The 24845-nt window shown below is 61.2% G+C and carries 28 protein-coding genes; 15 read left to right on the plus strand and 13 right to left on the minus strand.

The window, feature by feature from the left end; translation table 11 throughout:
• Positions 1 to 27: 27 nt before the first annotated feature.
• The gene (locus HQ912_RS17775; RefSeq protein WP_047227700.1) at positions 28 to 999 is read left to right on the plus strand and encodes an EamA family transporter; all 972 of its coding nucleotides are present in this window, start codon (positions 28 to 30) and stop codon (positions 997 to 999) included.
• Positions 1000 to 1052: 53 nt separating this feature from the next.
• Here the strand turns inward: HQ912_RS17775 and HQ912_RS17780 are convergent, their stop codons facing one another.
• The 3 genes from HQ912_RS17780 to HQ912_RS17790 are packed head-to-tail and all read right to left on the minus strand — an operon-like array spanning position 1053 to position 3517.
• Positions 1053 to 1685, minus strand: coding sequence for a DUF5074 domain-containing protein (locus HQ912_RS17780; protein ID WP_173407108.1), 633 nt, complete (start codon positions 1683 to 1685; stop codon positions 1053 to 1055).
• Between the two features lie 34 nt (positions 1686 to 1719).
• Positions 1720 to 2946, minus strand: coding sequence for a helix-turn-helix domain-containing protein (locus tag HQ912_RS17785; protein WP_173407109.1), 1227 nt, complete (start codon positions 2944 to 2946; stop codon positions 1720 to 1722).
• Positions 2947 to 2983: 37 nt separating this feature from the next.
• Positions 2984 to 3517: a cysteine hydrolase family protein gene (locus tag HQ912_RS17790; protein WP_076385459.1), complete on the minus strand. Its 534-nt coding sequence runs from the start codon at positions 3515 to 3517 to the stop codon at positions 2984 to 2986.
• 201 nt (positions 3518 to 3718) lie between these two features.
• Between HQ912_RS17790 and HQ912_RS17795 the strand changes: the two genes are divergently transcribed.
• Entirely contained in the window at positions 3719 to 4153 is a 435-nt protein-coding gene (locus HQ912_RS17795) for a GNAT family N-acetyltransferase (RefSeq protein ID WP_076385461.1), read from the plus strand.
• A gap of 177 nt (positions 4154 to 4330) precedes the next feature.
• Here HQ912_RS17795 and HQ912_RS17800 read toward each other — a convergent pair whose 3' ends face one another.
• Positions 4331 to 4681 (minus strand): hypothetical protein, encoded by a 351-nt coding sequence (locus HQ912_RS17800; RefSeq protein WP_047227705.1) that lies wholly within the window; start codon positions 4679 to 4681, stop codon positions 4331 to 4333.
• A 142-nt stretch (positions 4682 to 4823) separates the two neighbouring features.
• Between HQ912_RS17800 and HQ912_RS17805 the strand changes: the two genes are divergently transcribed.
• The 8 genes from HQ912_RS17805 to HQ912_RS17840 all read left to right on the plus strand — a co-directional run bounded on the left by HQ912_RS17805 (position 4824) and on the right by HQ912_RS17840 (position 8984).
• Entirely contained in the window at positions 4824 to 5084 is a 261-nt protein-coding gene (locus HQ912_RS17805; RefSeq protein ID WP_047227706.1) for a hypothetical protein, read from the plus strand.
• Positions 5085 to 5086: 2 nt separating this feature from the next.
• Complete coding sequence (locus HQ912_RS17810; RefSeq protein WP_076385463.1) at positions 5087 to 5422, plus strand: DUF6388 family protein; 336 nt, start codon at positions 5087 to 5089, stop codon at positions 5420 to 5422.
• Positions 5423 to 5513: 91 nt separating this feature from the next.
• Entirely contained in the window at positions 5514 to 5906 is a 393-nt protein-coding gene (tusD, locus tag HQ912_RS17815) for a sulfurtransferase complex subunit TusD (RefSeq protein WP_076386709.1), read from the plus strand.
• Positions 5906 to 6268 (plus strand): sulfurtransferase complex subunit TusC, encoded by a 363-nt coding sequence (gene tusC / locus HQ912_RS17820; RefSeq protein WP_076385465.1) that lies wholly within the window; start codon positions 5906 to 5908, stop codon positions 6266 to 6268. Before tusD ends, tusC begins: the two co-directional genes overlap by 1 nt.
• Positions 6268 to 6561, plus strand: a complete 294-nt coding sequence (gene tusB, locus HQ912_RS17825) for a sulfurtransferase complex subunit TusB (protein ID WP_076385467.1) — start codon at positions 6268 to 6270, stop codon at positions 6559 to 6561. The genes tusC and tusB overlap by 1 nt, the downstream gene beginning before the upstream one ends.
• The gene (locus HQ912_RS17830) at positions 6558 to 6893 is read left to right on the plus strand and encodes a TusE/DsrC/DsvC family sulfur relay protein (protein ID WP_076385469.1); all 336 of its coding nucleotides are present in this window, start codon (positions 6558 to 6560) and stop codon (positions 6891 to 6893) included. The genes tusB and HQ912_RS17830 overlap by 4 nt, the downstream gene beginning before the upstream one ends.
• Complete coding sequence (locus HQ912_RS17835) at positions 6890 to 7891, plus strand: glycosyl transferase family protein (protein ID WP_076385471.1); 1002 nt, start codon at positions 6890 to 6892, stop codon at positions 7889 to 7891. The genes HQ912_RS17830 and HQ912_RS17835 overlap by 4 nt, the downstream gene beginning before the upstream one ends.
• Positions 7892 to 7979: 88 nt before the next feature.
• Positions 7980 to 8984, plus strand: a complete 1005-nt coding sequence (locus HQ912_RS17840; protein WP_076385473.1) for a glutathione S-transferase family protein — start codon at positions 7980 to 7982, stop codon at positions 8982 to 8984.
• 139 nt (positions 8985 to 9123) lie between these two features.
• Here the strand turns inward: HQ912_RS17840 and cysG are convergent, their stop codons facing one another.
• The 6 genes from cysG to HQ912_RS17870 all read right to left on the minus strand — a co-directional run bounded on the left by cysG (position 9124) and on the right by HQ912_RS17870 (position 16799).
• Positions 9124 to 10518: a siroheme synthase CysG gene (gene cysG / locus HQ912_RS17845; protein ID WP_076385475.1), complete on the minus strand. Its 1395-nt coding sequence runs from the start codon at positions 10516 to 10518 to the stop codon at positions 9124 to 9126.
• Entirely contained in the window at positions 10519 to 11799 is a 1281-nt protein-coding gene (serS, locus tag HQ912_RS17850) for a serine--tRNA ligase (RefSeq protein ID WP_047227714.1), read from the minus strand.
• Positions 11800 to 11814: 15 nt separating this feature from the next.
• Complete coding sequence (crcB, locus tag HQ912_RS17855; RefSeq protein ID WP_047227715.1) at positions 11815 to 12189, minus strand: fluoride efflux transporter CrcB; 375 nt, start codon at positions 12187 to 12189, stop codon at positions 11815 to 11817.
• Positions 12186 to 13511: a replication-associated recombination protein A gene (locus HQ912_RS17860; protein WP_047227716.1), complete on the minus strand. Its 1326-nt coding sequence runs from the start codon at positions 13509 to 13511 to the stop codon at positions 12186 to 12188. The genes crcB and HQ912_RS17860 overlap by 4 nt, the downstream gene beginning before the upstream one ends.
• A gap of 200 nt (positions 13512 to 13711) precedes the next feature.
• A complete protein-coding gene (gene lolA / locus HQ912_RS17865) occupies positions 13712 to 14335 on the minus strand; it encodes an outer membrane lipoprotein chaperone LolA (protein ID WP_047227717.1) in 624 nt (207 codons plus the stop codon).
• A 58-nt stretch (positions 14336 to 14393) separates the two neighbouring features.
• Positions 14394 to 16799: a DNA translocase FtsK gene (locus tag HQ912_RS17870; protein ID WP_076385477.1), complete on the minus strand. Its 2406-nt coding sequence runs from the start codon at positions 16797 to 16799 to the stop codon at positions 14394 to 14396.
• A gap of 318 nt (positions 16800 to 17117) precedes the next feature.
• On the opposite strand from HQ912_RS17870, the gene trxB reads away from it, so the two are divergent.
• The 4 genes from trxB (at position 17118) to infA (ending at position 19912) form a co-directional block, all read left to right on the plus strand.
• Positions 17118 to 18077, plus strand: a complete 960-nt coding sequence (gene trxB / locus HQ912_RS17875) for a thioredoxin-disulfide reductase (protein WP_173407110.1) — start codon at positions 17118 to 17120, stop codon at positions 18075 to 18077.
• Between the two features lie 70 nt (positions 18078 to 18147).
• Complete coding sequence (aat, locus tag HQ912_RS17880) at positions 18148 to 18828, plus strand: leucyl/phenylalanyl-tRNA--protein transferase (RefSeq protein WP_047227754.1); 681 nt, start codon at positions 18148 to 18150, stop codon at positions 18826 to 18828.
• Positions 18829 to 18885: 57 nt separating this feature from the next.
• On the plus strand, positions 18886 to 19593 hold the full coding sequence (locus HQ912_RS17885) for an arginyltransferase (RefSeq protein WP_047227720.1): 708 nt from the start codon (positions 18886 to 18888) through the stop codon (positions 19591 to 19593).
• A gap of 100 nt (positions 19594 to 19693) precedes the next feature.
• Positions 19694 to 19912 carry a translation initiation factor IF-1 gene (gene infA / locus HQ912_RS17890; RefSeq protein ID WP_002553999.1) on the plus strand — a complete coding sequence of 73 codons (219 nt, stop codon included), beginning with the start codon at positions 19694 to 19696 and terminating at the stop codon, positions 19910 to 19912.
• A gap of 277 nt (positions 19913 to 20189) precedes the next feature.
• Here the strand turns inward: infA and clpA are convergent, their stop codons facing one another.
• Positions 20190 to 22460: an ATP-dependent Clp protease ATP-binding subunit ClpA gene (gene clpA / locus HQ912_RS17895; RefSeq protein WP_047227721.1), complete on the minus strand. Its 2271-nt coding sequence runs from the start codon at positions 22458 to 22460 to the stop codon at positions 20190 to 20192.
• Positions 22461 to 22489: 29 nt separating this feature from the next.
• Positions 22490 to 22852 (minus strand): ATP-dependent Clp protease adapter ClpS, encoded by a 363-nt coding sequence (gene clpS, locus HQ912_RS17900; protein ID WP_015094394.1) that lies wholly within the window; start codon positions 22850 to 22852, stop codon positions 22490 to 22492.
• Between the two features lie 227 nt (positions 22853 to 23079).
• Here clpS and cspD point away from each other — a divergent pair, with 227 nt between their 5' ends.
• The gene (gene cspD, locus HQ912_RS17905; RefSeq protein ID WP_047227722.1) at positions 23080 to 23352 is read left to right on the plus strand and encodes a cold shock domain-containing protein CspD; all 273 of its coding nucleotides are present in this window, start codon (positions 23080 to 23082) and stop codon (positions 23350 to 23352) included.
• 81 nt (positions 23353 to 23433) lie between these two features.
• Here cspD and icd read toward each other — a convergent pair whose 3' ends face one another.
• Entirely contained in the window at positions 23434 to 24690 is a 1257-nt protein-coding gene (gene icd, locus HQ912_RS17910) for an NADP-dependent isocitrate dehydrogenase (protein WP_047227723.1), read from the minus strand.
• Between the last annotated feature and the right edge of the window lie 155 nt (positions 24691 to 24845).

Genomic DNA, 24845 nt, shown 5'->3' on the forward strand with positions numbered 1-24845 from the left:
GGCGGCCTGCCTTTGAGACCCCCTGCCATGACCCGCTCCACGGCTGCACCTGACACCCCCACTCCGCTCCCTCGGCACCTCGCCGTGCTGGTTCTGCTGTGCATGGGATGTGCCTTCGCCGGCAACCATGTCGCCGCCAGGGCAGCATTTGATGACGGTGCCGGGGTCTTGCTGGCGATCCTGCTGCGCTCGGGCGGCACCTTGCTGGTGCTGGCCGCAATGGTGCTCTGGCAACGCCAGAACCTGCGCCTGCCGCAGGGGGTCTGGCGCTGGCAATTGGCTCTGGGGCTGTTGATTGCCGCCCAGAGTCTGTGCCTGTATTCCGCCGTGGCTCGGGTCCCGGTCGCCCTGGCGCTGTTGGTGGGCAATGTCTTTCCGATCCTCTTGGCGTTGCTGACCTGGGCACTCGGCGGGCCACGTCCGACCGCGCGCACTGCCGCGTTGATGGGCATGATTCTGGTTGGCCTGGTGTTCGTGCTGGAAGTACCGGCCCGACTATCGTCGCAAGAAAGCGTCGGCCCGCAGTGGTTGCTCGGCGTGGGCCTGGCCTTTTGTGCCGCCTGCGTGTTCGCCTGCGCGCTATGGATCACCGACCACAAACTGTCCCAGGTGCGCGGGTCGGTCCGCAGCCTGTTGACCATTTTCATCGTGTTCAGCAGCGTCAACCTCGCCGGCCTGACCGGCGCCCTTCCCGGTGGCTTCGACCTGCCGGCCAGCAGCACCGGCTGGTTTGCCCTGGCGACCCTGGTGGTGCTCTATGGCACCGGGTTTATCGTGCTGTTCATTTCCGTGCCCCGCCTGGACATGCCGCGCAACGCCCCGGTGATGAACATCGAACCGCTGGCGACCCTGCTGATCGGCTGGCTGGTGCTGGACCAGATGCTCAACCCGGGCCAGGTGATTGGCGGCGCGATTGTGGTCACCGGCATCGTGTTGCTGACTTATCGCAAGGTCGAGCGCATCAAGGCGCCGGTTACCGAGGCCGCCGGACGCAACTGAACTGAAGCATCCATCGTCGCTGTGTGGGAGCAAAAGCTGCTCCCACACACGCTTCAGGCCGGCCGACGCACCGCCCTCACCTTCGCGCTATTGCCACCGCCGCAAAAGAACCGCTCGCCGCCGTCTGACTCAAGACCCGACACGCCAATCCCCGGCGGCATGGTCACGCTTTCCAGCACTTCTGCGGTTTGCGGGTCAATGCGCCGCAGATCGCTTTCATCGTTTTCCCAGGTGCCGTGCCAGAGTTCGCCGTCGACCCAGGTCACGCCCGTGACGAAGCGGTTGGATTCGAGGGTGCGCAGGATCTTGCCAGTGGAGGGATCGATCTGGAGGATTTTGCGCGCCTTGTACTGGCCGACCCAGAGTGATCCTTCGGCCCAGGCCAGTCCTGAATCATCACCACTATTGGGCGCCGCAATGGTCGCCAGTACCTGGCCGTTGCGCGGGTCGATCTTGCGAATGGTGTCTCCGGCGATCTGGAACAGGTGTTCACCGTCAAAAGCCGTTCCGGCGTTTGCCGGAACGTCCAGCGAACGCAACGTCTGGCCGCTGGCCGGATCGAGGGCATGCAGCTTGTCGCCGGAAGCGAACCAGACGAGCTCGCCGTCATGACTGACACCGTGCACGCAATCGACGCCGGGAAAAGGGCCGTATTCACGCAGGATCTGCGCATCTGAATGTTTCATCTTGCAAGCCTCCTCGTTGGGGTGTGACTGCATCCTAACCATCGGGCAGCAGCGCGGTGAGTAACAATACCGTCGTGAATCCGGGCAACGGTGGCGCCAGCCAGCGACAGGCCCGCCCACGCCCGACCGACTGCACCTTGCCGGACGCGGCCAGCGTGTCGAGGGCCCGTTGCACGGTGCGCTGGCTGGCATCCAGGGCCAGCGCCAGGGCGGAACTGGACCAGGATTGGCCATCGGCCAGCAACGCCAGCACTGCGGCGTGGGGCTCTTCTACAGGACGCGCCAGCACCACCACTTCGCCGCCCTTGCGTGGCATTAGGGCAAACCCACGCCGGGTCGCCGTCACCTCGGCCAGCGGGCGCAGCGCCACCCGCAAGCGCCCGACTTCGACCCGCAGTCGGGCGCGATGGGAATCATCCGTCAGTTTCAAGCCAAAGGCCTGGGCAACGAGGGTTTCCCTGGACACATCGGCAGGCCAGGCTTGAGCCAATTGCCTGGCGAGGGTGAACAACACCGGGCGCCTGGCAAGAGAGATCCGCAGGCTCGCCCTGTTCACGCCATTGCGACATGCGTCCACCACCAACGCGTCGCTGGACAGGAGTGCTTCAACCTCCTCAAGGGTCAGCAAGCGCTCCTCGCCCCCTGCAATCAGACGCGCCGCCGGAGCCTGCAGGACGCGCCAGGCGCTTTCGACTTCGGCAGTCAGCGCGCCAATGCCGGCTTGTCGCGCAGCCTGGGTGGCACGTTCAAGTGCGGCCCGTGCGGTTTTCGTTCGTAACCGCCGCATGGCGATGCCCGCCACCACCAGTTCGCAAGCGGCTCTGGACGGCGGTGGAAGACAGCCCGGGTCAAGGTCAACCAGCCTCGCCTCGGCCTCGTCGAGATGGCCTAGCAGCAGTAAGCGGCGGATTTCGATTGAGCGTGCGTGGGCGACGTTCGTCCGGTCGCCCTGGCGTTCAAGCACCGCCCGCGCAGCCTCCAGGCGCTTCACCGGCCAAGCCAGATCACGGGACGCCAGGGCGATCTCCCCTTCGGCCACCACGCACCGCGCCTGTGCCACGGCCTCCCGGGGCCCGAAGGCCCGAGCCGCCCGCCGCATCAGCACCCTGGCCCGCTCCAGCTCGCCCAACTGCGCCATGGCAATGCCGCGAAGCGCCAAGGCCGGCGCATCGTCACGCAGGGAAACGCGATTGAGCGCGGCCACCGGATCCCCCGCCGCCAGTGCTCGTGCTGCGGCGCTGATCAACGCATCCGATGCCATCGTCCGGTTTCCCTCGCCACAGGTTTGGGTGTCGCGATCAGAGACGGATTTCCCCCGCCGGCAGCACATCGATCCGCGACACCGCGCTGCTCAGGCGTCCCAGCCGGTTGTTGTGGTTGGCAATGATCTGCTCGGCCGCCATGCTGCCGTTGTCCACGGTGGAATGGGCGTCCGCGGCCAGCACCACGTCATAACCCAGGGCATGGGCCTGGCGTACGGTGGCGTTGACGCAATAGTCGGTTTGCAACCCGCAGATCACCACGCGATCAATCATCCGCGCTTGCAGCAGCGACAGCAGGTCGGTCTGGTAGAAGGCGTCCGGCGTGGTCTTGCGTACTCGCAGGTCATCCGGTGCGGTCAACAGGCCATCGGCCAGTTGCCAGGCGCTGGAACCATAAGTCAGCGACCCCTCCAGCTCTTCGTGCTGGATCAGGATCACCGGCAAGCCGACGGCCCTGGCCCTGGCGCTGAGCTCGTTGATTGTCCGGATCATGCGTGGGCTGTCGAAACACTCCTCTTGGCCGCTGCACAGCGCGCTCTGGACATCGATGATCAGCAATGCGGTGTTCATGACGTTCCTCTTCAAAACGTGTTGGATCCCGACAACAGATTAACAACCTGGCGATCATTCCCTGTCGCGGATCGCTTCAAAACACTAGGCAGTATGGCCCGGTTTGCGTAGTACGCCTGTTCGCCGTCGCTTGGGTGACGCAAAAGCCAGGTTTGGGATAGGCTCGTGCGGCTCATCCCTCACCGCACAAGGACATTGCCGATGACGCTACGAATCGAACGTACGGACACCCCCACCGCAGAAGACCGCGAGGCGATCCTCGTCCCGCTGCGCGCCTACAACACGGCCAAGACCGGCGGGACGGTGCCTGAGTTGGTCGCCTGGCTGGTGCGCGACGAACACAGCGGCGAAACCGTGGGCGGGCTCTACGGTCGAGTGTTCTTTCAATGGTTTTATATCGAGTTGCTGGTGGTGCCGGAACAGGCCCGTGGCCAGGGCACCGGTTCGACGTTGATGCAGATGGCCGAAGACTTTGCCCGAGAGAAAAACTGCGTGGGCATGTGGCTGGACACCTTCGACTTCCAGGCGCCCGCGTTCTACAGGCAACTGGGCTTCACGGAAATCGGCCAGATCGACGATTACCCGCCGGGCCACCAGCGCTTCTTCTTCCAGAAGCGCCTGAGCCAGACCGAGTGAAATACAGGCTCTTGTGGACTTACTCGCGATAGCGGTGGGTCAACTGCGGTGATGTGGGCTGTGCCAGCCTCATCGCGAGCAGGCTCGCTCCCATATGGGTTGCGAGTGTTCACAGGATCTGCAAACGACACAAAAACCTGTGGGAGCGAGCCTGCTCGCGATAGCAGTGCAAGTGGTCTACAGACAAGTCGCCAACGCCGCCAACCGACGCTTGGCAACAAAGTCGTCATGCCGGGCGTAGTAGTTCAGCGCCGTGCCGGAAGCGCTGGTTTGCAGATCCACAAACGACTCAGCCGAGCGGGTGTACACGGTCATGCCACCCGTCTTGCCGGGTTGCAGATAGGCACCGGCATCGACGCCAAACACAGCTTCGTCCTGCCAGGAAAACTGCACACACTCGGCCACCACCTGCTGCGGTTTGTCCGAAGTCAATGTCTTATAGGGTGCTTGAGTACGGGCCTGGTTCATCGCCGAACCCGCGCAGCCAACCAGCAACGTTGCGGCCACGGCCACCATCAGCATTCGCATTGCGTTCACTCATAGAGAAAAAAACCGACTGTAGCACTGCGACCTGGGCCTTCATGCTGCTTTACTGAAATTTATACGCGACACCGGGCGATGATTCGCGCAACCTGTCGCGCCATTGCCACTTGCCCGCGCGGAACAGCCCATGACACCCAATGCCGAGTTCTACAAACCCAGCACCGAATACGCTGACAAACTGATCAGCCAGATCGGCCAGACCCCGGCCTGGATCGCCAAGCGAATCGGCGTCACCGACAAGCGGATTCGCTACATCCTCGACGGCGAACGCACCGTCAAGGGCGAAACCACGCCGATACAGATGACCTACACCGAACAGTTCGCCCTCGAATGCCTGGCCGCTGCGGCCAAGGCCAGCAAGAAACAACCCCCGGCACCCAAGGAGTGACCATGGCGGCAACCGAACAGCAACATGAACGAGCGCTGGAAAAATTTCTCGATGCACGCCCCGACCTGCGCGTCGAGCTGGACAACCTCAACCCGCTGTTGGCCCAGGCCAAGGGCGAGACCGCCGCGCAGTATCGCGCCGAGCGCTTGCATGAAGCATTCGAAGCCGAGGCTGAGCACCAGGGCCTGTTCGCTTGGGAACTGACCCTGCAACTGACCGCCACCTCGCCTCAGGACTACGAAAACCAGCGCATGGAAGTCCACAAGGAGGTGGCGCAGATGGCGGGGATGGAGTGGGCGGAGTATTGCGAGTTGAATGGTCTCAAAAACCAAGGCTGAGTACTTCCTGTGGCGCTCGCCCCTTTCCTGGCAATCGCCCCCCCGTCCATAAAGCTTTATCATGGCCGCAGTTTTGCTGATCGGGTCTGTCATGAAGTTTGCCATCGCGTTGTTTTCCGCCGCCCATGCGCCCTCCTCGCGCCGCGCCCTGTTGTTTGCCCAGGCCGCGCTGGCCGGTGGGCATGAAATCGTGCGGCTGTTCTTCTATCAGGATGGCGTCTATAACGCTGCCGACAGCCTCGTAACGCCCCAGGATGAACAGGATCTGCCCCGACAGTGGCGCGCCTTTGTCAGCGACAACCAGCTCGACGGCGTGGTTTGCATCGCAGCGGCGTTGCGCCGTGGCGTGCTGAACGATGAAGAGGCGCAGCGCTACCAGCGTTCGGCGGTCAGCGTCGGCTCCCCTTGGGCCTTGTCCGGCCTGGGCCAGTTGCATGATGCGATCCAGGACGCCGACCGCTTGATCTGTTTCGGAGGCGCGTAATGGCCAAATCCTTGTTACTCATCAGCCGCCAGGCTCCCTGGTCGGGCCCCGGGGCCCGGGAAGCGCTGGACATCGTGCTGGCCGGCGGCGCGTTCGACCTGCCCATCGGCCTGCTGTTCCTCGACGACGGGGTCTTTCAGCTCGCCAACGGCCAGAACGCCAAGGCGCTCCAGCAAAAGGACCTGAGCGCGAACTTGCAGGCGTTGCCCATGTTTGGCGTCGAGGACCTCTACGTCTGCGCCGACAGTGCCGCCGAACGTGGCGTCGCAACCGCTAACCTGGCGCTGGACGAGCTGAAAATACTCAGCGCGCCGCAGATCGCCGCGCTCATTGATCGTTATGACCAGGTGATCACCCTCTGATGTCGACTTTGCATGTGTTGTCTCATTCCCCCTTCGGCGATAGCCGCTTCGCCAGTTGCCTGCGGGTACTGGGCGAGCCGGACGCACTGCTGCTGTGCGGCGACGCGACATACGCCTTGCGAGCCGCCACGGTGCCGTTTGCAGAACTGCAGCGCAGAGGCCTGAAGCTTTTCGTGCTTGGCGAAGACGCACAAGCCCGGGCCCTGGACATTCCGCAATGGGCCGAGGCCATCGACTACCCGGCGTTCGTCGCGCTATCGGTCCACCATGACAAGGTCAACACCTGGTTATGAACGTGCTGAACGTGGGCCAACGCGCCATTGCGCTGGACAAGGACGGCTACCTGGCCGATCTCAATGACTGGTCGGCCGAAGTCGCCACAGCCCTGGCGGCCGCCGAAGACATCGAATTGGGCCCCGAACACTGGGAGGTCCTCGAACTGCTGCGCGGCTTCTACGACGAATTCCAGCTCTCCCCCGCGACCCGGCCGCTGATCAAGTACACGGCGCTGAAACTGGGCGCCGACAAGGGCAACAGCCTGCACCTGAACCGATTGTTCAAAGGCACCCCCGCCAAACTCGCCGCCAAGCTGGCGGGCCTGCCCAAACCGACGAACTGCTTATGACCGACTTCCCACCGCTGACCCTTGAGACCCCGGCCGAACATCCGTTCGCCCAATTCGTGCGCATCCTCGGCAAAGGCAAGCGCGGCGCCCGTGACCTGACCCGCGAAGAAGCGCGGCAAGCCATGGGCATGGTGCTGGACGAGCAAGTCGAGGACACCCAGCTCGGCGCCTTCCTGATGCTATTGCGGCACAAGGAAGAAAGCGCCGAAGAAATGACCGGTTTTACCCAAGCCTTGCGTGAGCGCCTGCAGACCCCGGCGTTGGCGGTGGATCTGGACTGGCCGACCTACGCCGGCAAGAAGCGTCATTTACCGTGGTACCTGCTGGCAGCCAAATGCCTTGGGCAGAACGGTGTGCGGATTTTCATGCATGGCGGCGGCGCGCATACGGCGGGCCGGCTCTACACCGAGCAACTGCTTGGCTTCCTGAACATCCCTCTGTGCCGCGACTGGCAGCAGGTTGGCGCAGCGCTGGACGACGGTGGCCTGGCCTTCATGCCATTGGTGGACTGGGCACCGCAGATGCAACGGATGATCGACCTGCGCAACACCCTGGGCTTGCGTTCGCCGATCCATTCCCTGGCGCGGATCCTCAACCCCCTGGGCGCCCGTTGCGGGCTGCAAAGCATTTTCCATCCGGGCTACCAGGCGGTCCACCGCGATGCCAGCGGTTTGCTGGGAGACACCACCATCGTGATCAAGGGCGACGGTGGCGAGATCGAGATCAACCCGGACGCCGACAGCCACCTGTATGGCACCCGCGACGGTGTGAGCTGGGATGAGGAATGGCCGCGACTGGCCGAACAGCGCCACGTCAAACCGCAAAGCCTCGACCCTGAGCACCTCAAAGCCATCTGGCGAGGCGATGTTGAAGACAGCTACCCGCAACTGGCGCTGATCGCCACCATGGCCCTGGCCTTGCGCGGCCTGGGTCTGGCTCGGGAAGACGCGTTAGAGCAAGCCCGCCAATACTGGGCCGCGCGGGATCGATCGATTTAACCGATCATCAACGCCCAACCTTTGCGCTTTTTGTTCGAACCTATGGGAATAGACTCCTCTCCAACGTTTATTGGTAGAGGAGATCGAGATGGGTTTGTTAGTCGAAGGTCGCTGGCAGGACCAGTGGTATGAAAGCAAGGACGGCGCCTTCCAGCGTGAACAGGCGCAACGCCGCCATTGGATCACCGCCGACGGCAGCGCCGGCCCCACGGGCGACAGCGGATTTGCCGCCGAGTCCGGGCGCTACCATTTGTATGTATCCCTGGCCTGCCCCTGGGCCCACCGGACGCTGATCTATCGCAAGCTCAAAGGCCTGCAAGACCTGATCGATGTCTCGGTGGTCAGCTACCTGATGCTGGAAAACGGCTGGACCTTCGACAAGCGCCATGGCTCCACTGGCGACAAACTCGATCACCTGGATTTCCTGCACCAGCGCTACACCGCCGATACGCCGCACTACACCGGTCGCGTCACCGTGCCAGCGCTGTGGGACAAACGGCAACAACGCATCGTCAACAACGAATCAGCGGAAATCATCCGCATGTTCAACAGCGCCTTCGACGGCTTGACCGGAAACGACCTGGACCTCTACCCCGAGCACCTGCGCCACGATATCGATGCATTGAACGAACGCATTTACCCGGCAGTGAACAATGGCGTGTACCGCGCCGGGTTCGCCACCACTCAGGCAGCCTACGAAGAAGCGTTCGATGGTTTGTTCACTGAGCTGGACCGCTTGGAAGCATTGCTGCAAACCCGACGCTACCTGGCCGGTGAATACCTGACCGAAGCCGATATCCGCCTGTTCACCACCATCATCCGCTTTGACGCGGTGTATTTCGGCCATTTCAAATGCAACCTGCGGCGCATTGCGGATTATCCGAACCTGTCGAACTGGTTGCGGGAGTTGTACCAGTGGCCGGGGATTGCCGAGACTGTGGACTTCACCCATATCCAGCGCCATTACTACGGCAGCCACAAGACCATCAACCCCAACGGAATCGTGCCCAAGGGGCCGGAGCAGGACTTCAGGGTTGCCCATGATCGGGAGCGGTTGAGTGGGAAAGGGATTTGGCGGGGGGTTGAGAACTGATCCAGGATCTTTGTTGATTCTGAAGGCCAATCGCGAGCAGGCTCGCTCCCATATGTGATCGTTGTTCAACCATGAATCTGCGGTTGTACACGATCACTGTGGGAGCGAGCCTGCTCGCGATTGGAGCGACACGGTCTGTCTAGACCTGCCCCTGAGCCCCTTCAAACCACGCCAGTTTCTCGCGCAGTTGCACCACTTCCCCAACGATCACCAGGGTCGGTGCATGAACCTCATGCTCGGCCACCAGTTTCGGCAAATCTGCCAAGGTGCCGGTAAACACCCGCTGGTTGGAGGTGGTGCCTTGCTGGATCAGCGCCGCCGGTGTGTCCGCCGCGCGACCGTGCTTGATCAACTCGTCGCAGATGATCGGCAGCCCCACCAACCCCATGTAGAACACCAACGTCTGCGCCGGCGACACCAAGTCCGCCCACGGCAAGTCACTGGTGCCGTCCTTCAGATGACCGGTGATGAATCGCACCGACTGGGCATAATCGCGATGGGTCAGCGGGATCCCGGCGTAGGCCGCGCAGCCGCTGGCGGCGGTGATGCCCGGAACTACCTGGAACGGGATGCCGTGGGCCGCCAGTTCTTCGATTTCTTCACCGCCACGACCGAAGATGAACGGATCACCGCCCTTCAATCGCACCACCCGCTTGCCTTGCCGGGCCAGATCGACCAATTGCTGGTTGATCTGCTCCTGGGGCACCGCGTGCTCTGAGCGACGCTTGCCGACGTAGATCCGCTCGGCGTCACGCCGGCACAGCTCAAGGATCGCCGGAGCCACCAGACGGTCGTAAAGCACCACGTCCGCCTGCTGCATCAGGCGCAAGGCGCGGAAGGTCAGCAGGTCCGGATCACCAGGGCCTGCGCCCACCAGATAGACCTCACCCGGTGCATTCGGCGCCTGGCCTGCAATCTTTTCACGCAACAGGCGCTCGGCCTCGGCGCCCTGCCCGGCCAACTGTCGATCAGCGATCGGCCCCTGGAACACCTCTTCCCAGAACGCCCGGCGTTGCTGCACATCCGGGAACAGCCCTTTGACCTGGCTGCGAAAACGCGCCGCCAGCCCGGCCAGTTGCCCATAGGTCGAAGGAATCCAGGTTTCCAGCTTGGCTCGGATCAACCGCGCCAGCACCGGCGCATCGCCGCCGCTGGACACCGCGATCACCAGCGGCGAGCGGTCGACAATCGCCGGGAAGATCACGCTGCACAGGGCCGGTGCGTCCACCACGTTGACCGGCACGCAACGCTTGTGGGCGTCGGCCGACACCTGGGCGTTGAGCGATTCGTCGTCGGTGGCGGCGATGATCAGGCCACAGCCGTCCAGGTCCGCTTCCACGTAGCCACGCAGGATGCATTCACCGCCGCTGCCACTGACCAGTTCCCGCAACTGCGGTTCGATATCGGGTGCGACCACCCGCAACAACGCGCCGGCATCGGCCAGCAGGCGAGACTTGCGCAAGGCAATCTCGCCGCCGCCGACCACCAGCACGCGGCTGCCGCGCAGGTTGTGGAACAGTGGCAAATAGTCCATTTAGCCGATGACCTCGATGCCGCCCATGTAGGGCTTCAACACCTCGGGCACACGGATCGAACCGTCGGCCTGCTGGTAGTTTTCCAGTACCGCCACCAGGGTGCGGCCCACGGCCAGGCCGGAGCCATTGAGGGTGTGGACCAGCTCCGGCTTGCCGGTTTCCGGGTTGCGGAAACGCGCCTGCATGCGGCGGGCCTGGAAATCGCCACAGTTGGAGCACGAAGAAATCTCGCGATACTTGTCCTGGCTCGGGATCCAGACTTCCAGGTCGTAAGTCTTCACCGCACTGAAGCCCATGTCGCCGGTGCACAGCGCCAGGGTGCGATATGGCAGCTCCAGCAGTTGCAAGACTTTCTCGGCGTTGGCGGTCAGGCTTTCCAGCGCTTGCATGGACACCGAGGGCTCGACGATCTGCACCATCTCGACCTTGTCGAACTGATGCTGACGGATCATGCCCCGGGTATCACGGCCCGATGCCCCGGCTTCACTGCGGAAACACGGTGTGTGGGCGACGAACTTGATGGGCAGTTGCTTGGCGTCGACGATCTCGCCAGCGACGATGTTGGTCAGCGACACTTCGGCGGTAGGGATCAGGTACAGGTCGGCCTCGCCTTCGCGGCTGATCTTGAACAGGTCTTCCTCGAACTTCGGCAACTGGCCAGTGCCCTGCAAGGCTGGCGCCTGAACCAGGTAAGGCGTGTAGGCTTCTTCGTAGCCGTGCTCGGTGACGTGCAGGTTGATCATGAACTGCGCCAGGGCGCGATGCAGACGGGCAATCGGCCCGCGCAACAAGGCAAAACGGGCGCCCGACAGCTTGGCGGCGGTTTCGAAATCGAGCCAGCCGAACTTCTCGCCCAGGGCGACGTGATCCTGCACCGGGAAATCGAAGACTTTGGGCGTGCCCCAACGGCGCACTTCGACGTTGCCGTCTTCATCTTCACCGACCGGGACCGATTCATGCGGCAGGTTGGGGATACCCAGCAGGATCGAATCCAGTTCGGTCTGGATCGCGTCCAGCTCGACCTTGCCAGCACTCAACTCACCCGCCATGCGCTCGACATCGGCCATCAGCGGTGCGATGTCTTCGCCGCGCTGCTTGGCCTGACCGATGGATTTGGAGCGCGCGTTACGTTCAGCCTGCAGGGCTTCGGTGCGGGTCTGGACGGTCTTGCGCTGTTCTTCCAGCGCTTCGATGCGCGCGACGTCCAGGGCGAAGCCACGGGATGCCAGGCGGTCCGCTACGTCCTGAAGGTTGCTACGTAACAGTTTGGAATCGAGCATGTCGGTCTCTCGTTATCAAAGTTTGGTCAGGGACAGGCCAGCCCAGGTGGCGAGCAGCCCGCCGAATACGCTGATGGCCGCGTAGCCCAGGGCCAGCGGCACCTGCCCGCTTTCCAGCAGGCGCACCGTATCCAGTGAAAAGGATGAAAAAGTCGTCAGGCCGCCAAGAAAGCCGACCAACAGCCCCGCGCGCACCTCGATGGGCACCTCGGGGCGAATCAAAAACAGACCGTATAGAACGCCGATCAGCAGACAGCCCACGATATTAACGGCCAGCGTGGCGGTATAGAAGTGCCGCGGCCAATTTGCGTTGACCCAATTGCCAGTCGCAAAGCGCAACAACGTGCCGGCAACGCCACCAGCAGAGACTGCGAGGATCAAGGGGATCAAGGTTTTCTCCGCTGCCTTGGACTCAGACGGTCCAGTTGTGCCAAATGATTGAGTTTCTCGCCGATCTTCAGTTCAAGGCCACGGGGCACCGGCTGATAGAACGGCTGGGGTTCGAGTTCTTCGGGAAAATAGTCTTCACCGGCGGCATAGGCGTCCGGTTCGTCGTGAGCGTAACGGTATTCATCGCCATAGCCCAATTGCTTCATCAGTTTGGTCGGCGCGTTGCGCAGGTGCAGCGGCACTTCCAGGGAGCCATGCTCGGTGGCGCTGCGCATCGCGGCCTTGAAGCCCATGTACACCGCATTGCTCTTTGGCGCGCAAGCCAGGTAGGTGATGGCCTGGGCCACGGCGAGTTCGCCTTCCGGGCTGCCGAGGCGCTCCTGCACATCCCAGGCGGCCAGGCACAGGCTCAGGGCGCGGGGATCGGCATTGCCGATGTCTTCGCTGGCCATGCGTACCACTCGACGCGCCAGGTACAGCGGATCGCAGCCGCCGTCGATCATGCGCGCAAACCAGTACAAGGCCGCGTCGGGGTTGGAGCCACGGATGGATTTGTGCAGCGCCGAAATCTGGTCGTAGAACGCCTCACCGCCCTTGTCGAAGCGTCTACGGGTATCGCCCAACAGGCTTTGCAGCAGTTCGACGCCAATCTCGCTGTTGTCTTCGGCCAGGTCCGAGGCGTTTTCCAGCAGGTTGAGCAAGCGCCGGCCATCGCCATCGGCGGCCGAAAACAGGATCTGGAAGCCTTCGTCGCTGAGGCTCAACTGGCGTTTGCCCAGGCCGCGTTCCTCGGTCAGCGCCCGGTGCACCAACTTGCGCATCGCCGCCTCGTCGAGGCTCTTGAGCACATAGACCCGCGCCCGGGACAGCAAGGCGTTATTGAGTTCGAACGAAGGGTTTTCGGTGGTCGCGCCAATGAAGATCAGCGTCCCGTCTTCGACGTAGGGCAGGAACGCGTCCTGCTGCGACTTGTTGAAACGGTGCACTTCATCGACAAACAGGATGGTGCGCTTGCCGTATTGCCCGGCCTGTTGCTTGGCGACTTCCACCGCCTGGCGGATTTCCTTGACCCCGGCCAGCACTGCCGAAACCGTCTCGAAATGGGCATCCGAGACTTCGGCCAACAGCCGCGCCAGGGTGGTCTTGCCCACGCCCGGCGGGCCCCAGAAAATCATCGAATGCAGCGCGCCCTGCTCCAGCGCTTCGCGCAGAGGCTTGCCGCGAGCGAGCACATGCTCCTGGCCGACGTACTCATCCAGGTTGGTCGCGCGCAGGCGGGCGGCCAATGGCTGGGCAATCGGGGCGCTTCGAAACAGGTCCATCACTACTTATGCAACCTCCGCTGGGTCCTGGTGCCGATCCTCTCTACCGGAGCAGATCTGTGGGAGCATCTGTGGGAGCAAGGCTTGCCCGCGATACAGACACCTCGGTGCGTCTGGTAGACCGAGGCGATGCAATCGCGGGCAAGCCTTGCTCCCACAAGCCTTGCTCCCACAGGCCATTTCCGACAGGGGCTTTATGTTTACTCCTGGATCACGTCCGCACCCTTGGGGATGTCGAACTTGAACTTGGACGCAGCGATCGGCTCGTTGGCCTTGACCCCGGTGAACAGGATATTGGTACGCTGACCGACACTGTCGATCAGTTGCATGTCGTTGACCAGACCGTTGCGAAAGGACAGGCGCAGGCTGTCGAACAGGCTGTCCCGGGTCTTGGGCTTGAGGGTGAAGTCAATCACGCCACCGGCCTCTTTGGAGCTGATGTCGAAACTCTGGCTGATCTTGGAAACATCGCCGGAGAGCAGCAACGCCGGGGTCTGGGTCAGGCGCTGGTCCAGGGTCTTGATGGTGACCTGTTCCAGGTCCGGGTCCCACAGCGAGACTTTCTTGCCATCGGAAACCATCAGTTGTTCAGCCGGTGCATCGGTGTGCCAATAGAACAGGCCCGGACGCTGCAAGGCCATCTCACCGGCGGTTTCCTGCAACTGGGTACCACTGCCGTCGAGGGTCAGTTGGGAGAAGCGAGCGGTCAGGGTCTGGGAACGTTCCAGCAACTGGGTCAGGCGGGCCACGTCCTTTTCATCGGCATGGGCCGACAAGGTGGTCAGGGCCAGTACGGGCAACAGCAACATGCGAATCAGGCGCATGGGAGTCCTCTTGAAGTCGTGGGAGGTCGAGCGGCGTGTCGCCAGGCCGCTCAGGTCATTAATCGCGCATCGGGCCCGGCGCCAGTACTTCGCGCGAACCGTTGGTGTTCATCGCCGTCACGACCCCGGCCATTTCCATGGCCTCGATCATGCGTGCGGCACGGTTGTAGCCGATCTTGAGCTTGCGCTGAACGGCGGAAATCGAGGCCCGGCGGCTTTCCAGGACGAACTGCACCGCTTCGTCATAGAGCGCATCGGTTTCGGCATCGTCATCGCCACCACCGCTGCTGCCCTCAAAGCCGCTGCCGGCTTCCTCGACACCGTTGAGGATGTCGTCGTTGTATTCAGGGGCGCCACGCAGTTTCCAGGCTTCAACGACCCGGTGCACTTCATCGTCGGACACGAACGCACCGTGCACACGAATCGGCAGGCTGGTGCCCGGCGGCATGTAGAGCATGTCACCGTGGCCCAGCAACTGCTCGGCGCCACCCTGGTCGATGATGGTCCGCGAGTCGATCTTGCTCGACACCTGGAACGCCATGCGGGTCGGAATGTTGGCCTTGATCAGGCCGGTGATCACGTCCACCGACGGCCGCTGCGTCGCGAGAATCAGGTGGATACCAGCGGCACGGGCCTTCTGGGCGATCCGGGCGATCAGTTCTTCGACCTTTTTGCCGACGATCATCATCATGTCGGCGAATTCGTCCACCACCACCACGATGGTCGGCAGCTTGTGCAGCAGCGGCGCTTCGTCGTGGATGTTCTCGCGGTGGTACAGCGGGTCGCTCAACGGCGTACCGGCCTCTTCGGCCTCCTTGACCTTGGCATTGAAGCCCGACAGGTTCCGCACGCCCATCTTCGCCATCAGCTTGTAGCGACGCTCCATCTCGGCAACGCTCCAGCGCAGGGCGTTGGCGGCGTCCTTCATGTCGGTCACCACCGGGCACAGCAGGTGCGGAATGCCTTCATAGATCGACAGCTCGAGCATTTTCGGGTCGATCATGATCAGCTTGGCGTCTTCCGGGCCGGACTTGAACAGGATCGACAGGATCATCGCGTTCACACCCACCGACTTACCGGAACCGGTGGTACCGGCCACCAGCAGGTGCGGCATTTTCGCCAGGTCAGTGATGACAGGCTTGCCGCCGATGTCATGGCCCAGGGCCAGGGTGACCGGCGACTTGTGGTTGTCGTATTCAGGGGTGGAGAGCACTTCGGAGAAGCGCACGATCTGCCGGTCTTCGTTGGGAATCTCGATGCCCACGGTGGTTTTGCCGGGAATCACTTCCACTACCCGCACGCTGGTCACGGCCAGAGAACGTGCCAGGTCCTTGGCCAGGTTGGCGATACGGCTGACCTTCACGCCGGCGGCCGGCTGGATTTCGTAACGGGTAATCACCGGGCCCGGGTGGATCGAATCCACCGAAACCTCGACGCCGAACTCCTTGAGCTTGATTTCCAGCAGGTGACCGACGGCCGCCAGGGATTCGGGGGAATAGTTGAGCTGTTTCTTTTCGGCCGGATCCAGGATCGAGATCGGCGGCAAGGTGCCTTCCACTGCACTGTCGACGAACAGCGGCGCCTGTTTCTCTTTCTGCACGCGCTTGCTCTGCTCCGGCGCCTTGGCCGGAGCCATGGTGATGACCGGCGGCACCTGTTTCTCGCGCTCGGACATGTGCTTGCTCAGGGCCTGTTCACGTTCGATCAGGCGTTCCTTGACCTTGGCCTGCTCGCGCTTGTCCGTGACGGTCGGGGCCACCACGTCGTGGACGCGGTCATCCACCTCGCGCAGTTGCGCCACCAGTTGCTTGCGCTCGGTGCGCGCCGCCCACCAGCGATTCATCGCTCCCTGGATCAGCTCGATCAGGTCCAGGGTGATCTTGCCGGTGACATCCATCACCTTGAACCATGACAAATCGGTGAACACCGTCAGGCCGAACAGGAACAGGGCGATGAACAGCAGCGTGCTGCCCTGGATGTTCAGGGCGTTTTTGGCCAGCTCGCCAAGACTTTCCCCCAGGGCACCGCCCGCTCCGGCCGGCAGGCCGGTGGGAGCGTGAAAATGGATATGGGCCAGCGCAGCGCCCGACAGCACCAGGAACACCAGGCCGATCAGGCGCCAGGAAAACAGCCAGCCACTCCACTGCCAGGGCTCGTGGCGTTGACGGAAAATCTGATAGGCCTTGATCGCCAGCAAAAGCGGAAAGATGTAGGCGAAATAGCCCAGCACCATGAACAGGATGTCAGCGCTGTAGGAACCGGCCGGACCGCCGAAATTCTGCACATCGTCGATCTTGCTGTTGTGGCTCCAGCCCGGATCGTCCTTGCCATAGGTCAGCAAGGCCATCATCAGGAACAGGCACAAGGCGCCGATGGCGATCAACGCACCTTCCTTGAGCCGGTAGTGCAATTGCTGGCGCCAGAGCGGAACGACTGTTTTAGGTGCTGCGGTGGATTTCTTCAAAACGCTTCTTTTCCTGCGCCAAAGGCGCGTCCATCTGTTGAATGACTATAAAAAACTGCTCATCACGAGCAGGCAAAAAAGTGAATGTGCACAACCGGTACTACTTTTACCACTGTGACGTGCATCCAGAAAACCGCAGGTGTTGCCGAAGATTTTGATCTTTTGCCTCTCCTGCGTTCAAAACTCAAGCATTGTACGGGTTTGTCAGCCCCAAGGCATTGCCCGCACGATGGGCTACAGCATAGCCAAAAACCAGCTGTGTTGGCGTCAATTGGAGCATGCATTCTCTTTCGTGACAAAGGCTTATGAGGTGTTTTTATGAGCGAAGTGAAGCATTCACGCCTGATCATTCTCGGTTCCGGCCCTGCGGGATACAGCGCCGCTGTCTATGCCGCCCGTGCCAACCTCAAACCCGTTGTCATTACTGGCCTGCAGGCCGGTGGCCAGCTCACTACCACCGTCGAAGTCGACAACTGGCCCGGCGATGTCACGGACTTGACCGGTCCGGTGCTGATGGAACGCATGCAACGCCACGCCGAGCGCTTCGACACGCAGATCGTCTACGACCATATCCACACCGCCAAGTTGCAACAGCGCCCTTTCGAACTCATCGGCGACAGCGGCACCTACACCTGCGACGCGCTGATCATCGCCACCGGCGCTTCAGCCCAATACCTGGGCCTGGCCTCAGAGCAGACCTTCGCCGGCAGGGGCGTTTCCGCCTGCGCAACCTGCGACGGATTCTTTTACCGCAATCAGGTAGTGGCGGTGGTCGGTGGTGGCAATACGGCGGTTGAGGAGGCTTTGTACCTGTCCAACATCGCCCGCGAGGTACACCTGATTCACCGCCGGGACAAACTGCGCGCAGAGAAAATACTGCAGGACAAGCTGTTCGAAAAAGCCCGCCACGGCAATGTGAAACTGCACTGGAAGCAGAATCTGGATGAAGTGCTGGGTGACGCCAGCGGCGTCACCGGCGCGCGTCTGCGCCAAAGTGAGACCGGCCAGACCAGCACCTTGTCCCTGGCCGGCGTGTTTATCGCTATCGGCCATCAACCCAACACCGAGTTGTTCCAGGGCCAACTGACAATGCGCGACGGCTACCTGATCGTCCGCGGCGGCAGCGAGGGCAATGCCACTGCAACCGATATCGAAGGCGTGTTCGCCGCCGGCGACGTGGCCGATCACGTGTATCGACAAGCCATTACGTCGGCCGGTGCCGGTTGCATGGCCGCACTCGACGCCGAGAAGTATCTCGATGACATTCCGGTGGCTTGACGGTTAACCTTTAGGCGGGCTCTTGTCTGCGCACAAGACCCGCCCTCCCCTTCTGCAAGCCCGGATGACCATGCTGACTTGGCTACAACGCAACACGTTCGATTTTCCGCCACTGGCCAAAGCCCTGAGCGACCCCAATGGCTTGCTGGCCGCCGGTGGCGACCTGTCCGCCGATCGGCTGATCCGGGCCTATCGCCACGGCTGTTTCCCGTGGTTCTCCGAAGGCCAGCCGATCTTGTGGTGGTCACCGGATCCACGCACCGTATTGTTTCCCGACGAACTGCATGTATCGCGCAGCCTGGGCAAGCTTCTGCGCAAGCAACGCTATGCCGTGACGTTCGACAAGGACTTTGCCGCTGTCATCGAGGCCTGCGCCGCGCCCCGGGACTATGCTGACGGCACCTGGATCACCGAGGCCATGCAAACCGCCTATCTGGAGCTGCATCGACGCGGTTTCGCCCATTCAGTGGAGGTATGGGACCAGGGTATATTGGTGGGCGGCCTGTATGGCCTGGCCATGGGGCAGCTGTTTTTTGGCGAGTCCATGTTCAGTCGGGCCGATAACGCCTCGAAATTCGGCTTCGCCACCCTGGTCCAACATCTCAAAGCGGCCGGTTTCGTGCTGATCGACTGCCAAATGCCCACCGAACACTTGCACAGCCTCGGCGCCCGGTCGATCCCAAGGGCTGAGTTTGCCGGCTACCTCAAGGCGCATCTGGACCAGCCCAACCACGCAACCTGGGTTTGCTGAGCGACAATGGCGCTCCTGGCTTACACTTAATCCAAAGCTTACTCCCGAGGGTTGATCATGACCGAGTTGGCGCGCTTGAAGTTCTATGCCACTCAACCCCACTCTTGCAGTTACCTGCCCGAGGAGCAGGCCACGACGCTGTTCCTCGACCCTAGCCAGCCCATGGATGTGCATGTCTACGCAGATCTGTCGGAGATGGGCTTCCGTCGCAGCGGCGATCATCTCTACCGGCCCCATTGCCAACATTGCAATGCGTGCGTGCCGGCGCGCATTCCCGTGGCTCAGTTTGTACCCAATCGCCAGCAGAAGCGGATTTTCAAGCGCAACGCCGACCTGCAGGTCCGGCCAGCCAAGCCGCAGTTCAGCGAGGAGTATTTCGATCTTTACCAGCGCTACATCGAGCAGCGCCACGCCGACGGCGACATGTACCCGCCCAGTCGTGATCAGTTTTCGACCTTTCTGGTCCGCGACCTGCCCTTTTCCCGCTTCTATGAGTTCCGCCTCGAAGGGCGACTGGTGGCCATCGCCGTCACAGACCTGCTGCCCAACGGGCTTTCGGCGGTGTACACCTTCTATGAGCCCGACGAAGAACGGCGCAGTCTGGGGCGTTTTGCCATCCTCTGGCAGATCAACGAAGCCCGGCGCCTCGGGCTGGAAGCGGTGTACTTGGGCTACTGGATCAAAAACTGCAAAAAAATGAATTACAAGACCCAATATCGCCCCATCGAATTGCTGATTAACCAGAGATGGGTCGTCCTCAGTTAGAACCCCTTGGCTTAAACCCCCTTTTTCGGGCACAATGCACGCCGCTTTTGCCTGGCGCAGTTGCACCGGGCCATTCACTGGATACCGAGGGCTTTACTGCATGTCGAAAGAAGACAGCTTCGAAATGGAAGGCACTGTCGTCGACACCCTGCCCAACACCATGTTTCGTGTGGAGTTGGAAAATGGGCACGTCGTAACCGCGCACATCTCCGGCAAGATGCGCAAGAACTACATTCGTATTCTTACCGGTGACAAAGTGCGCGTCGAGCTGACGCCCTATGACTTGAGCAAAGGGCGCATCACTTACCGCGCTCGCTAACAAGTCAATACAAAACGCCCGGCTGATGCCGGGCGTTTTTGTTTGTCCGCGCCAATAATCACCTCACAACCCTGTGGGAGCGAGCCTGCTCGCGATGAGGCCGGCGCATTCGACATTCCAGCCAACTGACCCACCGCTTTCGCGAGCAGGCTCGCTCCCACAGGAAATTTGTGGCGGATACAAATCCTGCAGTTATCCAGACCCGGAGGGGCCAGGTGTTTCTGAAGTCAGCAAAAAGGCGCCTTTCGGCGCCTTTTGCTTTTCCTGCGTGTAACGATCAGGCCATTTCAGCCGTGGTTTCGAAGTCGAAGGTCAGCTCGCCATCCTTGATGTCGATGTGGACCACACCGCCATGTTCGGCCAGTTCGCCAAAGAGGATCTCCTCCGCCAGTGGACGCTTGATCTTGTCCTGGATCAGGCGAGCCATCGGCCGTGCCCCCATCGTCACATCGTAACCACCGGCCGCCAGCCAACTGCGGGCCGCATCGGTGACTTCCAGCAGCACACGCTTGTCTTCGAGCTGCGCCTGAAGTTCGGTAAGGAACTTGTCCACCACACTCTTGATGACCTCATGGCTGAGGCGACCAAACTGGATAATAGTGTCCAGGCGGTTGCGGAATTCAGGCGTGAAGCTCTTCTTGATCACTTCCATCGCATCGGACGAATGGTCCTGATGGGTGAAACCGATCGAAGCGCGAGCCGCGGTTTCGGCGCCGGCGTTGGTGGTCATGATGATGATCACATTGCGGAAATCCGCCTTGCGCCCGTTGTTGTCGGTCAGCGTACCGTGATCCATGACCTGCAGGAGCAGGTTGAAGACTTCCGGATGCGCCTTCTCGATTTCATCGAGCAAGAGCACGCAATGCGGCTGCTTGGTGATGGCCTCGGTCAGCAGGCCGCCCTGGTCGAAACCGACATATCCCGGAGGCGCACCAATCAGACGCGATACGGTGTGACGCTCCATGTACTCGGACATGTCGAAGCGAACCAGCTCGATCCCCATCGCCTTGGCCAATTGCCGTGCGGCCTCGGTCTTGCCGACACCGGTGGGACCTGCGAACAGGAAAGAACCCACTGGTTTGTCCGGCGACTTGAGTCCGGCGCGGGACAACTTGATGGCGGTGGACAGCGAATCGATGGCTGCATCCTGACCGAACACGGTCAGCTTCAGGTCACGCTCCAGATTACGCAGCAGCTCCTTGTCGGAACTGGTGACGTGCTTGGGCGGAATCCTCGCGATTTTCGCCACGATGTCTTCGACCTGTGGCACTTCGATGCGCTTGACGCGCTTCTCCACAGGCTGAAGCCGCTGATAGGCACCCGCCTCGTCGATAACATCAATGGCCTTGTCCGGCATATGCCGGTCATTGATATAGCGCGAGGCCAGCTCAGCAGCGGCGCGCAGGGCTTCATCGCTGTATTCGATATTGTGGTGCAGTTCGAAACGCCCCTTCAGCCCACGCAGGATACCGATGGTGTCTTCCACCGAAGGCTCCGACACATCGACTTTCTGGAAACGCCGGGCCAGGGCACGGTCTTTTTCGAAGATCCCGCGAAATTCCTGGAACGTGGTCGAACCGATGCAACGGATATCACCCGAAGACAGCAGCGGCTTGAGCAGGTTCGAGGCATCCATGACCCCACCGGACGCGGCACCGGCACCAATGATGGTGTGGATTTCGTCGATGAACAGGATCGCCTGCGGACGCTTTTTCAGCTCGCCCAGCAATGCCTTGAAGCGCTTCTCGAAATCACCGCGGTACTTGGTGCCCGCCAGCAAGGCCCCCAGATCGAGGGAATACACCACACTGTTGGCGAGCAGGTCCGGCACCTGGTTATCGACGATACGCTTGGCCAGGCCTTCGGCGATCGCAGTCTTGCCCACGCCCGCCTCGCCCACCAGCAGCGGATTGTTCTTGCGGCGTCGGGCCAGGATCTGCGCGACCCGCTCGACTTCCGCCTCGCGTCCGACCAGTGGATCGATACGCCCCTGGCGCGCCAGTTCATTCAGATTGCTGGCATAGGCGTCCAGCGGATTGCCTGAAGAAGAAGACTCACCGCCCTCGTCATCCTGCATATCCTGTTCACCTTCGGAGTGATCGCCGTGCCCAGGTACCTTGGAAATGCCATGGGCGATGTAATTGACGACATCGATGCGCGCAACACTCTGCTGCTTGAGCAGGAAAACCGCCTGGCTTTCCTGTTCGCTGAAGATGGCGACCAGCACGTTGGCGCCGGTCACTTCACGCTTACCCGAGCTCTGTACATGAAAGACAGCACGCTGCAGGACACGCTGGAAGCCCAGGGTTGGCTGGGTTTCGCGATCCTCGTCATGAACGGGGATCAATGGCGTGGTGGAGTCGATGAACTCCTGCAAATCATGCTTGAGTTTATCGAGGTTTGCGCCGCAGGCACGCAAAACGGTGGCGGCAGCCTCGTTATCCAATAGGGCCAGCAGCAGGTGCTCGACGGTCATGAATTCATGACGCTTCGAACGAGCCTCCTTGAAGGCAAGATTGAGGGTGACTTCGAGCTCGCGGTTTAACATAGCTTCACCTCATACCCAAGTGGTCGGCGTTAACCGTCCTTCTCGATTTCACAGAGTAGCGGATGCTGGCTTTCCCGGGCGTACTGGTTGACCTGCATGGCCTTCGTCTCGGCGATGTCGCGGGTAAACACTCCACATACTGCCCGTCCCTCTGTATGGACGGCCAGCATGACCTTGGTCGCCAGCTCGCGATTCAGGTTAAAAAACACCTCGAGCACTTCGACGACGAAATCCATCGGTGTGTAGTCATCGTTGAACAAAACCACCTTGTACATCGGTGGCGCCTGTAATGCAGGCTTTGCTTCCTGAACAGCAATGCCTGCGGAATCGTCGTCATGTAGATCCGGGCGATCCTGATTGAATGTTAGTCGAATCTGGCTGATTGCATGCATGGAAAGAAAGGTTCGTTTAGTTGGCAAATACAGTGATGGGGGCGCTTGTAGGCGATTTCAACCACGTTCGCCGGGTCACCTTGACTATCGGGAAAACGGTGTTACAACCAATAGAGCCCATCGTGGGTTAAAAAGGTCCGTGGAATCGATCCTGTTTTCCAAGATTAGCCTGCGGATGGATTGGATGATACTCCACTGACGGAGTGTGTTGCAGAGGGATATGGCCTATGTCGGTCGTCAAGATGAGTGGCAAAGTCAAATGGTTCAACAATGCCAAGGGCTACGGTTTCATTATCGCAAACGGCAGGGATGAAGACCTTTTCGCCCATTACTCGGCGATTCAGATGGATGGCTATAAAACCCTGAGAGCCGGACAACGCGTCACGTTCGAAGTCATCCAGGGGCCCAAGGGCCTGCACGCGGTCAATATTGCACCCGACACCGTCGAAGATACCTCTTGCGCTACCCCCGTCAATGCCATGACCACTGAAGCCCATTGATCGGCACAAGCCTCCCCTGACAACAACAATGCCCGACTCGATCACTCGAGCCGGGCATTTTTTTGCTGACTGCCGATCCGCTTACATGTGCGAGATCAGTGCATCACCGAAGGCCGAGGAAGACAACAGCGTGGCGCCGTCCATCAGGCGCTCGAAGTCATAGGTCACGGTCTTGGCGGAAATCGCGCCGTTGGTGCCCTTGATGATCAGGTCGGCCGCTTCGGTCCAGCCCATGTGCCGCAGCATCATTTCCGCCGACAGGATCAGCGAACCCGGGTTGACCTGGTCCTTGCCGGCATACTTGGGTGCCGTGCCGTGGGTGGCTTCGAACATCGCCACGGTGTCGGACAGGTTGGCGCCCGGCGCAATACCAATGCCCCCCACTTCCGCCGCCAGGGCGTCGGAGAGGTAGTCGCCGTTGAGGTTCAGGGTCGCGATCACGTCGTATTCGGCCGGGCGCAGCAGGATTTGCTGGAGCATGGCATCGGCGATGGCGTCCTTGACGATGACGTTCTTGCCGGTTCTCGGGTTCTTGAACTGCATCCAAGGCCCACCGTCGAGCAGGGTCGCGCCGAATTCCTCGGCCGCCACTTCGTAAGCCCACTCCTTGAAGGCACCTTCGGTGAACTTCATGATGTTGCCTTTATGCACGATGGTCAGCGAATCGCGATCGTTATCCACTACATATTGCAAAGCCTTGCGGGCCAGACGCTGAGTGCCCTGCTTGGAAACCGGCTTGACGCCGATGCCGCAATTCTCGTCGAAACGGATCTTGGTAACGCCCATTTCTTCTTTCAGGAACTTGATGACCTTGGTGGCTTCGGGCGAACCGGCTTTCCACTCGATACCGGCGTAGATGTCTTCGGAGTTCTCACGGAAGATCGTCATGTCCACGTCGCCAGGCTTCTTGACCGGGCTTGGCACGCCTTCGAACCAGCGCACCGGACGCAGGCATACATACAAATCGAGCTGCTGGCGCAGGGCGACGTTCAGCGAGCGAATACCACCACCGACCGGCGTGGTCAGCGGGCCCTTGATGGAAACCACGTAGTCTTTGACCGCGTCCAGGGTTTCCTGGGGCAGCCAGGTGTCCTGGTCGTAAACCTGAGTTGCTTTCTCACCGGCGTAGACTTCCATCCAGGAAATCTTGCGCTTGCCGCCATAGGCCTTCTGAACCGCAGCGTCCACCACCTTGATCATGACCGGGCTGATATCGACGCCAATGCCGTCGCCTTCAATGAAGGGGATGATCGGGTTGTCGGGAACATTAAGAGAATGGTCTGCATTGACGGTGATTTTGTCACCGACGGCTGGAACCTGAATCTTTTGATACCCCATGCTGAACTCCATTGCTTGGATTGAACATCTGGCTGCGTTCGAGCGTACCCCAGTTGTATCGGCGCGCAAACCCTACGTTAGGCTCATCCGGGGAAAAGCGTTGCAGTTCGCGGTGTACAACCCTGAAAAACAAGGGAAAAGCGCCAAACGTGAGC

Origin of the sequence: Pseudomonas sp. MPDS, from assembly GCF_013283895.1 — a bacterium.
In the GTDB taxonomy this organism is placed as follows: domain Bacteria; phylum Pseudomonadota; class Gammaproteobacteria; order Pseudomonadales; family Pseudomonadaceae; genus Aquipseudomonas; species Aquipseudomonas rhizophila.